Genomic DNA, 15,077 nt, shown 5'->3' on the forward strand with positions numbered 1-15,077 from the left:
CCTAAATAAATAAAAGTCCTCAAATGAGGACTTTTATTTATTTTCTTCTAGAAATTGAAACAATTCTTGTAAATGTAGGACATCTTCACTATAGCTAACAGATACGTGACATATACCGTCAATCTCTGCTTGCATATAAAGATCAACCCCATCTCGATCATATTTCAATGCCAAATAAAAATCCATTTCTTCTAACATCTTTTTTGAAGCTCGAATAACATAATGCCCCTTCTCATCTCTTCCATATTCGAATTCCGGCTCAAAATCATATTTTTGTTTAAAAGCTTCTTTTTGTTTTGCACTAATTTGTATACAAGTTGTTCGCTGAACAGTATCAATCATCTCATCAAATTTTTGAAGATCCATCTCATTTACCCCCTTATGTATTTTTTGTATAAAACTTGTGTTCCGCTATTCTCTTCCCCATCTTTCATTAACTCCTCATACAATTCCTTCGCCAAACTTAAACCTGGCACTGGCAATTGCAATTTTTCAGCCTCATCTAAAGCTATCTTCATATCTTTCATAAAATGCTTTACATAAAACCCTGGTTCAAAATCTCCCTTTAACATTCGGGGAGCTAAGTTACTCAATGACCAGCTACCTGCTGCTCCCGTTGAAATACTCTCTAATACTTTATCTGGGTCTAGTCCAGCTTTTTTCGCATAAGCAACAGCTTCACATACTCCAATCATGTTAGAAGCAATCGCAATTTGATTGCACATTTTTGTATGTTGTCCACTTCCAGCTGGTCCTTGCAACTGAATATTTGTCCCTAGTTTTTCAAATAACGGTAAACATTTTTCATATATTTCTTTTTCGCCACCGACCATAATTGCGAGCCTTGCTTCTTTCGCACCAACGTCTCCTCCAGATACAGGCGCATCTAACGTATATACATTCTTACTTTTACCGGTTTCGTTAATACGTTTTGCCAATGTTGGTGTAGATGTCGTGAAATCAATTGCTATCGTACCTTCATTTGCATTCTCCAAAATTCCATCTATCCCAAAATACACTTCTTCTACATCATGTGGATATCCAACCATAGTCATTACAACATCAACTTGCTTCACTAACTCTTTCGGTGTATCACACCAATTCGCACCATCTTGCACTAAAGAGTCTGTCTTCGTTTTCGTTCTATTATATACATATACTTTATAGCCGTCTTGCATTAAATGACGCACCATACTTTTTCCCATTACACCAATACCGATGAAACCTATTGATACATTTTTACGTTCCATTTTCTCATCCCCTTTGTTCTAATAAATCACTTACCATCTTTCGAAACTCATTATTAAAATCATCATCTATACTATTTTTCACATTTGAAAATAATATAACAAAAGTGCCTTTTTCTTTATTAAAATTATTGAAAGTGTTCCAACCAGATAGTACACCATGATTATGAAAATAATCCGGATATATGTAAAAACTATATGCATATTTTCGTTCTGTTGAAGGTGAAAACATCGCTTGTCTACTTTGTTCAGAAAGAAGTTTCCCATTTATAATCGCTTCGTCTAACTTCTTCATATCACCAACTGTCGTATACATCTCACCGCATCCATATAACCACTCCATTAACAATTTTTGTGCAGGTTCAAGTACATTCTCTTTCTTTACATATCCTTTAGTAAAATGCTGATCTCCCTGAACCATATTTCCCATACCAGATTCATGCATTTCTGCTTTAGTAAATATATTTTCTTTTATGTAATCTCCTAAAGGTTTTTTTGATATACTTTCTATAATATAGGCAAGCACCATATAATTATAATCTGTATATCTCCAACCTGAGCCTGGTGGAAATTCTAATTTTTGACTTCCAATCCAATTTACTAAATTTATACGAGAAGCGGCATTCACTTTCCCTTTTCCACTTTCCGGTAAACCTGATGTATGTGTTAACAAATGATATAAAGTAATATTTTTATCTACTGGAAAAGAGGGAATATATTTATTTACATTATCTTGAATATTTAACTTCCCTTGTTCCTGCAGCTGTAAAATAGATGTTGCCACAACGGTTTTCGTAATAGAACCGACACGATATTTTGTTTGAGACGTATTCTCTATCTTATATTGAACATCAGCATATCCATATCCTTTATTCAATATAACATGCTCTTTATCTGTTACTAAAACTGTCCCATTAAATTGCTTTCCTATTAAATATTGATCTAACTTTCGAGATATACTAGCATAATCAATTTGTTGTTCTTTTTTTTCTTCTATATTCCCCTGTACTTCTGATTCAATAGTAGGATTCACCTTAGTTGTTAATACAGTGCTTTCCTTTATATTGGGATTATAGAGAAAATAGTATACTCCACCACAAACTACAGCAGACAGCGAAGCCATCGTCATTATTTTTTTTATCATGTTGTTCCTCCATAATTCCTTCGTTCAAAATCCCCCCCCACATTCTATTATCAAACAATAAAAAAAAATCGCAACAATTTGTTGCGAAAAATCACTTTTTTTCTTTTCTATATACACACACTTGATTTTTACCATTTTTTTTCGCTTCATATAATGCAATATCCGCTCGTTGCATTAATTCTTCTCTTGTAATCCCTTGTTCATATAACGCGACTCCAAAACTCGCTGTTAATTTCGAAATTCCGGAGAACTGCTTTGTTTCAATGAAAAATCGTAATGATTCCGCAACCTGAAATGCTTCTTTTTCTACTGTATTCGTTACTAATATAATAAATTCTTCTCCTCCCCACCTTGCAAATACATGTTGCTGCTCCACTTTAGATTTCATAAGCTCTGCAAGCTGAATTAATGCTAAGTCACCAAAATCATGGCCATACGTGTCATTTACTATTTTAAAATTATCTATGTCAAATAAAATAAGTGCTATTTTTTCATCGTTACGCATTGCATTATCCCATTCTGCCTCTAGTATTTGTTGGAACTTCAAACGATTATAAATCTCTGTTAACGAATCTATCATAGCAAGCCTTTCTTGTTCTTGATAGATTTCATCTAATTCTGTAATCTCTGTACACTTCACAATAAATCTTGATAAATCTTCTGGCAGTGGTGTCGCACGCAATAAAAAAGTTGACACTTCCCCTTCATAATTGGACATCTTAATTCTTCTATCATATGATAATGTATCATCTAACCATGTTATATCGTGAGTTGTTGAATAGTATCCGTTTTCTCTAATAAAATGTTCAGCAAATACTAAATGTTGCTCACGATAGGCAAATAAATTTTCATATCCGAAAAACTCTAAAAAATTTGTATTACAATCAACAATCTCATCGTCTTCTACTATAAATAATAGATCATTTTGAAAATCAAACATCGTTTGAAGTAATTCTTGTTGCAAACTTACTTGCCGCACTAAAGAAAGCTGATACAAACTCTTATTCACTTCCTCTAACACCATTTGTGGAGTCACAGGAGCTATCACAATATTACGTATTCCTAACGTAAGCACCTCTGCAAACTCGCTTGTTATCTGTTGATCCCAAATGACAATAAATGTACTCTGTGGATTATACATATTCTTTATATATTTTATTTGAGAAAAATCTGTTACATACATAATTACAATATGTGGTTTTGTTCTCTGAAACAATAATTCTCCTTCTTCAAAACTATTTGCTATAAACATACATTTTGGATGAATATTTTCTATCGTTTGTTGATGTGTACATCCATTTTCTATATAAAGGACATTTAACTGAAGATCTTGTAATACATTTTGGAAAACCGTATTCTCTAATAAAAAATGTAGTATGTTCATCACTAGTCTTCACTCACTTCATATATCTTGTTCTACTGCATTCCTCACAAACATTTTATAAAAAGACTGTTCTCTAAATACTTTAATGAGTGAGGGATACATATTAACAAGCTAATTGAGAATGCTCTCTTCGCTTTTTCTCTATAAATTCCTTTTCTAGTGTATGATTATAGGAATTGTATCGTTTGTATGAATGCCCTAGCTTCCTCTTTAAAACTTGACAATTAAAATAAAGATATTATATTCTTAAATTCGACAACTTACAAAATGTAAGTAGAATATATTACATGTATTTTTTTATAATTTGATATGTTACTTGGAGGATATATAATGACAAACGACAACTTTTTTAATGTTCTATACGAACGCACATCTACACGTGCATTCAACCCAGAGAAAGAAATTTCATCTACAGAGTTACACGAGATTTTAAAGGGAGCTGCTCAAGCACCTTCTGCTTGGAACTTGCAGCACTGGAAATTCCTTGTATTCCAAGGTGAAGATGTACAGAAACGATTGCATCCAATTGCTTATAACCAGCAACAAATACTTGATGCTTCTGCTGTAGTCGCTATTTTAGGTGATTTAGAAGCTTATAAAAACGTTGAACCAGTTTATGGTCCAATTGTAGAACAAGGATTTATGAAAGAAGAAGCAAAAGAGCGCTTAGCTAAAAATATTGAGTCTGCATATGCTCGTGAGCAATTCCCAAGAGATGCAGCCTTTTCAAATGCATCTTTAGCAGCAATGCAACTTATGCTTGCGGCTAAAGCAACTGGCTGGGATACTTGTGCTATTGGTGGTTTCAACCCACAAGCACTTACAGAAGAATTCAATGTTTCATCTCGTTACGTACCAATTATGCTTATTACAATTGGTGAATCAACTTTAAAAGGTCATCCTGCACCACGAATGAGCGTAGAACAAGTGAGTGAATGGGCAAAATAATAAAGTGAAACTATAATCGGTTTTTATGGACAGTTAATCCTCCGCCTAACTTCTTTGCTTTCGCTGAATTTTGAGGTGGGGGGCTTACTGCTCTTTAATACAGAATAAAAAAGAAACGAAGGTAATTTCATTACCTTCGTTTCTTTTTTATTCTGTCACACATCCGTAATATTACAATGTATTATTCGACATCTATACATAAAAAAACAGTAAAATTCATGCTATTCCCATACACATAAATGGCGTTTCGTGTCGAATTTTGTTAAAGTATCGAAATATAACCGTGTGTTTTTGTTACAATTATGATACAATGATAACAAATAGATAACAAGAGAGGGATTTTCATTGAGTTCATACGGAAGCTTTATCGCACTTTTAAGTTACATAGTAACTGTACTGCTGTTATATTTTATTGGCGATGCTACAAACATATCAGTGTTACAATTCCCAAAAGAAGAAGCGTTCAAATTAGACGCAGAAAAACATACTGCAAGATCCATTGCACCACTACTCTTAGCTCTCCCTGTATATATCATCGTTTTATATAAAAGTAAAAAAGTGTAAAGCCTACCTATTTCATTTATTTCGGTGGTCTTTACACTTTTTTGTGATATTTCCCCTATTTTAAACATCATTCCGTACTAAACACCCAGCTAGTCTTTTAAAATGAGAAAATCCCCCAGAAAAAATTCCACTCTCTGTCCAGTCACTCACTACCGAACTTACATAGATTATAAGTGTGAAGGGGGTGATGAGGATTATGTTTGGATCATTTGGATGCTGTGATAACTTTAGAGACTGTCATCATCGTGAAAGAGAGTGCGACCATCGTGACCATCGCGAGAAAGAGAGAGAGGTAAAACCACAACAACCAGCTGTATGTAACGTACTTGCTAGCATTTCAGTTGGAACAGAACTTTCTCTTTTAAGCATTAGAGGTAACGGAACATTCAACAATGTAATTTTTGAAGGTTTCGCTAACGGCGTTGCTCTTTTCTCTGCTTTAGCTCGTAATAACAAAGACGATAAAGATAATAATAAAGACGATAAGAACAATCAAAATCGAAATACTTTTACTGGTATTTTACGTGTATGCCCAACTGATATCGTTGCTATCGCTATCTAATTCCGTTCCTTATCCTCTATAGTAAGAAAATAAGATTTACTTTTCTCATAGAAAAAACCTGAGACCGATTTCAAATCGACTCAGGTTTTTTTATTGATTATATGCTTTTAACTAGTTCAACAACTTCTTCAGCAGTTGACATCATTAATGCTTTTTCTGCTAATGTTTCCATTTCTGCTTTTGACAACTTGCTTAGTTGTGTTCTTGCAGGAAGAATAGATGTTGCACTCATACTGAACTCATCTAAACCTAATCCTAATAATAATGGGATAGCAAGTGAATCGCCCGCCATCTCACCACACATACCAGCCCATTTGCCTTCTTTATGAGCCGCATCGATAACCATTTTTACAAGACGTAAAATAGATGGGTTATATGGTTGGTATAAGTAAGCTACTTGTTCGTTCATACGGTCTGCAGCCATTGTGTATTGGATTAAGTCATTTGTTCCGATAGAGAAGAAATCAACTTCTTTTGCGAATTGATCTGCTAATACTGCTGAAGCTGGGATTTCAACCATCATACCCACTTCAATAGAATCAGAAACAGTTGTCCCCGCTTCTACAAGTTTCGCTTTCTCTTCTAATAAGATTGCTTTCGCTTGACGGAACTCATCAAGAGTTGCAATCATTGGGAACATAATTTTTAAGTTACCGTATACGCTAGCACGAAGTAATGCACGAAGTTGTGTACGGAACACATCTTGCTCATCAAGACATAAGCGAATTGCACGGTATCCTAAGAATGGGTTCATTTCTTTTGGTAAATGTAAGTATGGAAGCTCTTTATCTCCACCGATGTCAAGTGTACGAACAACAACAGGTTGACCTTCTTTTACACCTTCAAGAACTGCTTTATACGCTTCGAACTGCTCTTCTTCTGTTGGAAGATTGTCACGGCCCATGTATAAGAATTCTGTACGGTATAAACCAACGCCTTCTCCGCCATTATCGATAATACCTTGTACATCATTTGGTGTTCCGATATTTGCAACAAGCTCAACGTGATGTCCATCACTTGTTACAGTAGCTTGGTCTTTTAATTTTGCCCATTCAGTTTTTTGCTCTTCAAATTTCGCTTTCTTTTCTTCAAAAGAACGAAGAGTTTCTTCTGATGGATTTACAATTACTTCTCCATCTAAACCGTCGATGATTACGATATCGCCGTTTTGGATTTTCTCCATAACAACTTTCGTACCAACAACTGCAGGAATTTCCATAGAACGAGCCATAATTGCAGAGTGAGATGTACGTCCACCGATATCAGTTGTAAAACCTTTTGCATACTTGCGGTTTAACTGAGCTGTATCAGATGGTGTTAAATCTTCAGCAATGATGATTACTTCTTCAGAAATTGTACCAGGGTTTGAGAAGTTAATTCCTAGTAAATGTGCAAGAACACGTTTTGTTACGTCACGAATGTCCGCAGCACGTTCTTTCATATATTCGTTATCCATGTTTTCAAACATAGAAATAAACATTGATGCAACTTCATCCATTGCAAATTCAGCATTTACTTTTTCACTATTTACTTTATCTTTTACTGGGTTTACTAGTTCTGGATCATTTAACACTAATAAATGTGCTTCAAAGATCGCAGCTTTATCAGCACCCAGCTCAGCAAAAGCATGGTCCTTAATTGCTTCTAATTCAGTTTTTGCTTTTTCAAGCGCAGCGTCTAAGCGTGCAATTTCAGCAGCTTCGTTTGTAATTGATTTCTTTTCGATGTTAAATTCAGGATTCTCAAGTCTGAAAGCCTTTGCAATAGCAATCCCACTTGATGCAGCGATCCCTTGAATATTAAGAGTCATTATTCTCCTAATCCTTCGTTTTTCATAGTTTCTTCGATAGCTGCTAGTGCTTGAGCTGCATCATCACCATTTGCAGTGATTTTAATTTCTGCGTTTTGTTGAATGCCTAAAGACATAACGCCCATGATTGATTTTAAGTTAACGTTTTTTCCGTTATACTCTAAGTTAATGTCAGAACCAAATTTGCTTGCAGTGTTTACAAGTAGAGTTGCTGGACGAGCATGAATTCCTGAGTCGCTAGTTACTTTAAAGATTTTTTCCATGATAATTTATCTCCTTTAAATTACAGTATTTTTTAGTTGTATAGACGTGAGTACTACATCATCTATTGTATATAATAGGCGATGTTCGGTCAACCACATCGCCTATTATAATTATAAACATTTTGCGTCAAATTCCTACTGAATGTCAATAATAGCGTTTTCGCCCTTCTTAACATTTCCATCTTTTTTCAATTCGACTTGTTGTCCTTGTTGTAAATTCGTAAAGACAATTGGTGTAATGATAGATGGTGCATTTTCTTTTACAAATGCAAGATCTACTTTTAATAATGGTTGTCCTTGTTTCACTTTGTCGCCTTGTGCTACAAGTGCTTCAAAACCTTCACCATTTAATTTTACAGTATCAATACCGAAGTGGATTAAAATTTCTTTTCCGCCTTCAGATTGAATACCAATTGCATGCTTTGTAGGGAATACGTTGACGATCTCACCGTTAACTGGAGAAACTACTGTTCCTTCTGTTGGCTCGATTGCAAATCCGTCTCCCATCATTTTTCCTGAGAATACTTGATCAGGTACTTCTGTAATCGGTAAGATTTTCCCTTCAATTGGTGATACGATTGTTTCGTTTTCATCAACTTGTTTAGGAGTTTCTTCTACCTTTACAGGCTCTTCTTTTTCAACATGAGGTGTACGACCTGACATAATATCATGAATTTGTGATTTTAACGTGTCAGATTTCGGTCCAAAAATAGCTTGAATGTTATTTCCAACTTCAAGTACACCAGCTGCTCCAAGCTCTTTTAAGCGATCTTTGTTTACATTCTTTTGTTCGTTAACTTGAACACGTAAACGAGTAATACAAGCGTCTAAAGAAGCAATGTTTTCTTTACCACCAAGTGCTACTAATACTTCACGTGGAAGTTCTCCTGCTTCTGTTTTACCTGCGCCGTCATTCGCATTTGCTACTTCACGACCAGGTGTTTTTAAATCCCATTTACGGATTGCAAAGCGGAATCCGAAGTAGTAAATAACTGCTAGTACAAGACCAACAATAATTACCCACCACCATGCTGTACGGCCTGGCAGTACACCGAATAACATAAAGTCGATTAAACCACCAGAGAATGTCATACCAATTTTAACACCTAAAATTTGCATTGTCATAAATGATAGACCAGCGAATACTGCGTGAATTCCGAATAGTACTGGTGCTACGAATAAGAATGAAAATTCAAGTGGTTCTGTAATACCTGTTAAGAAAGATGTTAATGCAGCAGAACCTAAAATACCAGCTGCTAATTTTTTATTTTCTGGACGTGCTTCATGGTACATTGCTAATGCTGCTGCTGGAAGACCGAACATCATGAACGGATACTTACCAGTTGTAAATGTACCTGCTGTTAATTCTACACCGTCTTTTAACTGTGCCATAAAGATTTTTTGGTCACCACGGATTAATTCGCCAGCTGCATTTGTATACTGACCGAATTCGAACCAGAACGGTGAATAGAAAATATGATGTAATCCAAATGGAATTAATGAACGTTCAATTAAACCGAATATGAATGCTGCTAATGTTCTATTTGCATCAATCATTTGATGTGAGAACGTATTTAAGCCACCTTGAATGTATGGCCAAATGAAACACATGATTATACCTACTACTAAAGAGAATGTTGCAGTTGCGATCGGTACGAAACGCTTACCTGCGAAGAAACCTAAGTATGATGGTAATTCAATGTTGAAGTATTTATTGTAGCAATATGCCGCTACTATACCGACGATAATACCACCAAACACTCCCGTTTGTAGCGTTGGAATTCCTAATACGTTTGCATATGCTGGATCTGTAAATCCAATTTTTACTGGGTCTGCTCCAGAACTTGTTACTTTCACTAGCTTATCTACTTCTAAGAACACACTCATCGTTTTGTTCATAATTAAGTAGCCGACGAACGCTGCTAATCCAGCTACTCCGTCTCCACCAGCTAAACCAATTGCTACCCCAACTGCGAATAATAATGCAAGGTTAGCGAAAATAATATCACCAGATTGTTCCATAATTTTTGCTACCATTACGAACCAATCTGCTTTTAAAGCAGGAATAACATTTGTTAACTGTGGATTTTGAAATGCATTACCAAATCCAAGTAAAATACCTGCTGCCGGTAAAATCGCAACTGGAAGCATTAACGCTTTTCCGACTTTTTGAAGAACACCAAAGATCTTCTTAAACATGGAAACCCTTCCTCTCTTATCTATATTGATACCTTCCGACAAACGCCAAAAAGACATGAGGAAAAAAAGATAGAACGATAGCTATACAAAGGGTAGTATATCCCTTTCTCAAGCTTACATTCCTTGCTTTTCTCCACTCATGCCTGATCGAATCAGTAACACGTGTCAAAAATAGGTTTACGTATAAGTTCACTATAATTAAGGCAAACGTTTTCGTTACTTACCTTAATGTGTTTGTCGAAATTTGTATAACTTTGCAATAGTTATTATACATAACTATTGTAAGCGATTCAATGATTTTTTTTAACGTTTTCATTTTAGACAAAAATATATGTCTTTTTACACATGCTCTGCTTTCACTAAGCGCTGCAGGTGCATCGTTAAATATATGCTCTCTGCTTCATACACAGGAAGTTGCAATTCTTTTTGCATGACCTTAACTAGCTTCCAAGCTAAATTATAACAGACAGGATATTCTGCCTTTAATAAATCAGCAAAACTTTGTGATTCCTCTACTTTTTCCCCTTTTTTTACCCGTTCAATTGCGTATTGTAAATGACGGATAAGGCGTAAATAATGGATACTTTCTTGGTCTAATGTAATTTGTAAGTTTGTCTCAATTAAAGATACGAGCTGTGCAATGAGACGGGAGTTTTGATTAACTGAAGATAAATCTGAATTTGTAAGCGAACTGTAAATATGGAGTGCAATAAAACCAATTTCTCCTTCTGGCAATGTAATTTGTAAACGAGAATTTAAAAGGTCTACAACACCTTCAGCAATTTCATATTCCTCTGGATAGAGCATTTTCGTTTCAACTAAAAAAGGATTATCAATTGTAAGTCCTTGTTTTAACCGCTTAATCGCAAAAGAAATATGATCTGTTAAAGCGATATGAATATGTTCATTCAATGGTGATTTTGCTTTTTCTTGAATGTAGAACATAATATCATTCATTAATTCAATTAGTTTTTCACTCACATGCGGCACTAACAGTTTGTATTGTTCACGATCACGTTCATTTTTTAAAACAAACATTTTTTCAATTTGTTCTTGCTCCAATACATCTTTCGCTTTTTTCCCAAATCCAATTCCTTTACCAATCACTACTACTTCCTCATGTTCAGGATGGCTAGCAATGATGACATTATTATTTAAAACTTTTTTAATTTCTAGATAATTATTCATATAACACCACCCTCGTACTTAAATAGCCTGCTTTTATGTTACAGAACATTCTTCTTTGTCGTCAATGTAAAACATCTACCATTTTATAAAAATTCATTTTTTAGACATGTTTATATATGATGCGTATAATGTAAGAGCAACTGTACATAGAAAGGAGATAACAACATGATTAAAATGTTTGTAAGTGATATCGATGGTACAATGATGCAACACGGAGGGTTAATTGACGAACAAGATATTGAAGCACTTCGTAGTCTTGCTGAGCAAAATGTTATTCTTTGTTTCGCTTCTGGCCGATTGGATAATGAAATTGCAGACTTAATGAAAACTGTAAATACAAATTTCCATCGTATTAGTGTAAATGGTGTTTTCGTGTACACACATGAAAACAAGCAACTATTATCCGCAACATTCGATTCGAGTATTCTACCTGATCTGTTAGCAATGACAAATGAAGATCCTTATTTTCGTTATGTAAGTGATGAGCATAATTATTACATTGAAGAGAAAACACCGTTCATTCAAGAGCTTGAACAACAAGTAACGATGACTTCTGTTGAAGAACCGCATCTATTACAGAAAATTGATGATACAATTTTCCCAAATAAAATCTCTGTCGGTGGAACAAAGGAAAGCTTACAACTCCTTCAGAAAAAAATTGATGAAAAATTCCACGGAAAAGTTAGTACATTCATTTCAGCAGAACAATGTTTAGATGTAATGCCACCTAATATTAGTAAAGGGGCTGCTATTTCTGTTTTATTAAAAGAGTTTCAACTACAACCAGAGGAAGTTGCTTGCATAGGGGATTCTTATAATGATATCCCGATGTTTTCTTTAACTCCTCACAGTTTTGCTATGTCTCAAGCAGATGAAGCAGTAAAAGAACACGCTCACTATGTAGTAAATACAGTTAAAGATGCTGTTAACCACGTAATTACTCATAATAAAAATACGACTCACTCCTTGTAAGGATGAGTCGTATTTTTTCTTTACATGTTAAACAATTTGACATTAACTGTACTTCACGAACTGAAATATATTATTTGTTACGTGCGATGTTTGTAATAAACTTATAACGATCCCCACGATAAATACATTTCACATACTCTAACGGTACTTCACCTTCTGAATATGACCATTGACGCATTACAAGCACTGGCGCCTTTTTAGGAATATGCAGATGTTCAGCTTCATTATCCGTTGCAATTGAAGCTTCAATTGATTGAGTAGCGCTAACAAGTTTAAAGCCCAGTTTTTTCTCTAAATGTTCATATAAAGATTGTTGCAATATTTCTTCGTTAATATCTTTTACAAGAGCTGGCGACAAATATGTCGTCTCAAAAGCAATCGGTTCATCATCAGCTAAACGTATACGCCTCACTTCATAAACCGACTCTCCCTCCTGTATTCTCAACCGGTCTGCTATTTTCGCAGTAGCTGGAACTAGGCGGAAACTAAGTAATTGACTACTTGGGTTCATCCCACGAGAAATCATATCTTCTGTGAATCCCGTCATTCCTTGCAATTTTTGTTCCACTTTCGGAAGTTGGACAAACGTACCGATTCCACGTTTCCGATATAAATAACCTTGTTCCACTAAATTATTAATCGCCTGTCTGATTGTCATACGACTCACTTCGAACTTATCGCAAAGTTCATTCTCAGATGGGATTTTATCTCCCGGCTTCCATTCGCCGTCCTCAATTAGCTGTTTCACCCACTCTTGAATCTGATAATAGATCGGAAATGGTGAATACTTGTCGATGTTCATCAGCAATCGCCTCACTGCATAAAGATAGAGCTTCTTGATCAGCGATTACGGTTACATTCGGATGACGTTGTAAAACTGTAGCAGGACACGCTTCGCTATATTCACCTTGCAATAATTCTTTCACAGCTTCTGCCTTTTTAGAACCCATAGCAACAAGTAGAATTTGTTTCGCTTTCATAATGCTTCCAATTCCCATTGTAATCGCATGCGTTGGCACATCTTCTTCTTTTTCGAAGAAGCGAAGGTTTGCTTGGCGTGTAGATTCTGTTAATTCAACAATGTTTGTTGGAGAATTAAACAGTGTTCCTGGTTCGTTAAATCCGATGTGACCGTTTTCACCGATTCCAAGAATCTGTAGGTCAACTGGGTTAGCAGCTAGAATGCCCTCGTAACGTTTGCACTCTTCCTCTAAATCACTTGCCATCCCGTTTGGTACATAAGTTTGTTTAAATGGAAGATGATCAAACAACTGTTCTTGCATGAAATAGTGATAGCTGTTTTTATCTTCATGTGGTAAATTTACGTACTCATCTAAGTTTACAGTGGTTACACGGCTTGTATCAAGTTTATTTTTTCGCATTTCTGCATAAATACCTAATGGAGAGCTTCCTGTAGCCATTCCTAATGTTGGATTTTCTTTTGTTTTTACAACTTCTTCAATTAATTTATATCCTGCTTCTGCTAGTTCTTCTGGAGTTTTTACAACAAGAATATTCATTTAATTACTTCCCTTCCTTCATATGAATTCCTAAACGAACCGTATCATATACATGTAAATCTTCATTCATCACAACAAAGTCTGCATCTTTTCCTACCGCTAATGCACCTTTATGATTTAATCCAAACTCTTCTGCTTGGTTAACTGATGTCATCAGTACTGCATCTTCGATTGAACAACCTGTAAATTCAATTACATTTCGGAAAGCTTGATCCATTTTTAGAATACTACCAGCTAACGTTCCATCTTCTAATCGAGCACTACCATCTTTTACATGTACTGGCTGTCCGCCAAGCTCATATAATCCATCTTCAAGACCTTTTGCACGCATTGCGTCAGTAATAACACTTACTTTTTTCGGTCCTTTTAATTTATATGCTAATTTCACCATATCAGGGTGAATATGAATACCATCTGTAATTACTTCAACCATTACATCTGGATTTAATAACACATGACCAACAACTCCTGGTTCTCGGTGATGTAATCCACGCATTTGATTGTATAAATGCGTTGCATGTGTAATGTTTCTATTTTTTAGTTGCGCATCAATTGCATCTGTATGCCCCATTGTGCCAACAACACCAGTTTCAGCAAGATACTGCTCAAACTCTAACGCACCTTCTTCTTCAGGTGCATATGTTACTAATTTAATTAGATTCCCGCTTGCTTCCTGCCATTGTTTAAATTGTTCAATATTCGCAGGAACAATATGTTCAAGTGGTTGTGCACCTGCACGTTTTTTTGAAACATACGGTCCTTCTAAGTGAATATATTCGAAATGTGCTCCTTTTTCTTTCGCTTCCTTCGCAGCATGTAGTGCCGCTTCGATTGCTTCTGGAGCTTGTGTCATTGTTGTTGGAAAGTAAGTTGTAACTCCTTCTTTTAACATTTCTTTACCTAGAGTTACTAATCCATCGCTATTTGCATCCATCGCATCAATATCGTATCCACCATGAATATGAACATCAATCATACCTGGAATCACAATCTTCCCTGCTGCATCTAAAACCGCTTCATTTTCTTGTGATACATATTGAGCCATCAAACCAATTTCTTTAATTGTTTCTGCGTAACGAATAAATCCGTTTTCCACTACTTCTTGACCTGTATAAATTTTGGCATTGATGACAACTTGCGTTTTCATTTTCATCGATCCTTTCCCATGAAATACCTACTTGTTATTATTACCTTATTCGCCTAATTCCATCTTAATATATGCACGAGTAGTTGTCTAGACATTCGAATGAAATTTCCTCTTTGTTTAACAAAAAGG

At 35.4% G+C, this 15,077-nt stretch carries 15 protein-coding genes; 4 read left to right on the forward strand and 11 right to left on the reverse strand.

Annotated features, from left to right (window positions below):
* Positions 1 to 33 precede the first annotated feature (33 nt).
* The 4 genes from DN389_RS15635 to DN389_RS15650 form a co-directional block, all read right to left on the reverse strand.
* Entirely contained in the window at positions 34 to 366 is a 333-nt protein-coding gene (locus DN389_RS15635; RefSeq protein ID WP_087985115.1) for a DUF3909 family protein, read from the reverse strand.
* 5 nt (positions 367 to 371) lie between these two features.
* Entirely contained in the window at positions 372 to 1,250 is an 879-nt protein-coding gene (locus tag DN389_RS15640; protein ID WP_048546219.1) for an NAD(P)-dependent oxidoreductase, read from the reverse strand.
* Between the two features lie 4 nt (positions 1,251 to 1,254).
* Positions 1,255 to 2,391: a serine hydrolase domain-containing protein gene (locus DN389_RS15645; protein WP_149237355.1), complete on the reverse strand. Its 1,137-nt coding sequence runs from the start codon at positions 2,389 to 2,391 to the stop codon at positions 1,255 to 1,257.
* 91 nt (positions 2,392 to 2,482) lie between these two features.
* On the reverse strand, positions 2,483 to 3,775 hold the full coding sequence (locus DN389_RS15650; protein WP_149237356.1) for a GGDEF domain-containing protein: 1,293 nt from the start codon (positions 3,773 to 3,775) through the stop codon (positions 2,483 to 2,485).
* Between the two features lie 330 nt (positions 3,776 to 4,105).
* Here DN389_RS15650 and DN389_RS15655 point away from each other — a divergent pair, with 330 nt between their 5' ends.
* The 3 genes from DN389_RS15655 (at position 4,106) to DN389_RS15665 (ending at position 5,849) form a co-directional block, all read left to right on the forward strand.
* Positions 4,106 to 4,723: a nitroreductase family protein gene (locus tag DN389_RS15655; RefSeq protein WP_000180385.1), complete on the forward strand. Its 618-nt coding sequence runs from the start codon at positions 4,106 to 4,108 to the stop codon at positions 4,721 to 4,723.
* A 345-nt stretch (positions 4,724 to 5,068) separates the two neighbouring features.
* A complete protein-coding gene (locus DN389_RS15660; protein ID WP_088064340.1) occupies positions 5,069 to 5,287 on the forward strand; it encodes a hypothetical protein in 219 nt (72 codons plus the stop codon).
* 196 nt (positions 5,288 to 5,483) lie between these two features.
* Positions 5,484 to 5,849, forward strand: a complete 366-nt coding sequence (locus DN389_RS15665; RefSeq protein WP_000468033.1) for a DUF3915 domain-containing protein — start codon at positions 5,484 to 5,486, stop codon at positions 5,847 to 5,849.
* Between the two features lie 97 nt (positions 5,850 to 5,946).
* Here the strand turns inward: DN389_RS15665 and ptsP are convergent, their stop codons facing one another.
* The 4 genes from ptsP to glcT all read right to left on the reverse strand — a co-directional run bounded on the left by ptsP (position 5,947) and on the right by glcT (position 11,309).
* Positions 5,947 to 7,659: a phosphoenolpyruvate--protein phosphotransferase gene (gene ptsP / locus DN389_RS15670; protein ID WP_000174214.1), complete on the reverse strand. Its 1,713-nt coding sequence runs from the start codon at positions 7,657 to 7,659 to the stop codon at positions 5,947 to 5,949.
* Positions 7,659 to 7,922, reverse strand: coding sequence for a phosphocarrier protein HPr (gene ptsH, locus DN389_RS15675; protein ID WP_000411080.1), 264 nt, complete (start codon positions 7,920 to 7,922; stop codon positions 7,659 to 7,661). Before ptsH ends, ptsP begins: the two co-directional genes overlap by 1 nt.
* Before the next feature lie 135 nt (positions 7,923 to 8,057).
* Positions 8,058 to 10,121 carry a PTS glucose transporter subunit IIABC gene (ptsG, locus tag DN389_RS15680; protein WP_000473194.1) on the reverse strand — a complete coding sequence of 688 codons (2,064 nt, stop codon included), beginning with the start codon at positions 10,119 to 10,121 and terminating at the stop codon, positions 8,058 to 8,060.
* 339 nt (positions 10,122 to 10,460) lie between these two features.
* The gene (glcT, locus tag DN389_RS15685) at positions 10,461 to 11,309 is read right to left on the reverse strand and encodes a glucose PTS transporter transcription antiterminator GlcT (protein WP_001067321.1); all 849 of its coding nucleotides are present in this window, start codon (positions 11,307 to 11,309) and stop codon (positions 10,461 to 10,463) included.
* A gap of 165 nt (positions 11,310 to 11,474) precedes the next feature.
* Here glcT and DN389_RS15690 point away from each other — a divergent pair, with 165 nt between their 5' ends.
* On the forward strand, positions 11,475 to 12,281 hold the full coding sequence (locus tag DN389_RS15690; protein WP_088608107.1) for a Cof-type HAD-IIB family hydrolase: 807 nt from the start codon (positions 11,475 to 11,477) through the stop codon (positions 12,279 to 12,281).
* A 70-nt stretch (positions 12,282 to 12,351) separates the two neighbouring features.
* Here DN389_RS15690 and phnF read toward each other — a convergent pair whose 3' ends face one another.
* From phnF to nagA, 3 genes are read right to left on the reverse strand one after another with little or no spacing between them, the layout of a single operon-like run.
* A complete protein-coding gene (gene phnF / locus DN389_RS15695) occupies positions 12,352 to 13,083 on the reverse strand; it encodes a phosphonate metabolism transcriptional regulator PhnF (protein ID WP_002194085.1) in 732 nt (243 codons plus the stop codon).
* A complete protein-coding gene (gene nagB, locus DN389_RS15700; protein WP_001024205.1) occupies positions 13,013 to 13,801 on the reverse strand; it encodes a glucosamine-6-phosphate deaminase in 789 nt (262 codons plus the stop codon). The genes phnF and nagB overlap by 71 nt, the downstream gene beginning before the upstream one ends.
* Positions 13,802 to 13,805: 4 nt before the next feature.
* A complete protein-coding gene (nagA, locus tag DN389_RS15705) occupies positions 13,806 to 14,948 on the reverse strand; it encodes an N-acetylglucosamine-6-phosphate deacetylase (RefSeq protein WP_002107769.1) in 1,143 nt (380 codons plus the stop codon).
* Positions 14,949 to 15,077: the final 129 nt, after the last annotated feature.

Source organism: Bacillus sp. AY3-1 (assembly GCF_008368785.1).
Lineage (GTDB): Bacteria > Bacillota > Bacilli > Bacillales > Bacillaceae_G > Bacillus_A > Bacillus_A wiedmannii.

Coding starts and splice junctions, on each gene's coding strand:
- DN389_RS15635 (WP_087985115.1), bottom strand. CDS start 366: ATGGATCTTCAAAAATTTGATGAGATGATTGATACTGTTCAGCGAACA.
- DN389_RS15640 (WP_048546219.1), bottom strand. CDS start 1,250: ATGGAACGTAAAAATGTATCAATAGGTTTCATCGGTATTGGTGTAATG.
- DN389_RS15645 (WP_149237355.1), bottom strand. CDS start 2,391: ATGATAAAAAAAATAATGACGATGGCTTCGCTGTCTGCTGTAGTTTGT.
- DN389_RS15650 (WP_149237356.1), bottom strand. CDS start 3,775: ATGAACATACTACATTTTTTATTAGAGAATACGGTTTTCCAAAATGTA.
- DN389_RS15655 (WP_000180385.1), top strand. CDS start 4,106: ATGACAAACGACAACTTTTTTAATGTTCTATACGAACGCACATCTACA.
- DN389_RS15665 (WP_000468033.1), top strand. CDS start 5,484: ATGTTTGGATCATTTGGATGCTGTGATAACTTTAGAGACTGTCATCAT.
- ptsP (WP_000174214.1), bottom strand. CDS start 7,659: ATGACTCTTAATATTCAAGGGATCGCTGCATCAAGTGGGATTGCTATT.
- ptsH (WP_000411080.1), bottom strand. CDS start 7,922: ATGGAAAAAATCTTTAAAGTAACTAGCGACTCAGGAATTCATGCTCGT.
- ptsG (WP_000473194.1), bottom strand. CDS start 10,121: ATGTTTAAGAAGATCTTTGGTGTTCTTCAAAAAGTCGGAAAAGCGTTA.
- glcT (WP_001067321.1), bottom strand. CDS start 11,309: ATGAATAATTATCTAGAAATTAAAAAAGTTTTAAATAATAATGTCATC.
- DN389_RS15690 (WP_088608107.1), top strand. CDS start 11,475: ATGATTAAAATGTTTGTAAGTGATATCGATGGTACAATGATGCAACAC.
- phnF (WP_002194085.1), bottom strand. CDS start 13,083: ATGAACATCGACAAGTATTCACCATTTCCGATCTATTATCAGATTCAA.
- nagB (WP_001024205.1), bottom strand. CDS start 13,801: ATGAATATTCTTGTTGTAAAAACTCCAGAAGAACTAGCAGAAGCAGGA.
- nagA (WP_002107769.1), bottom strand. CDS start 14,948: ATGAAAACGCAAGTTGTCATCAATGCCAAAATTTATACAGGTCAAGAA.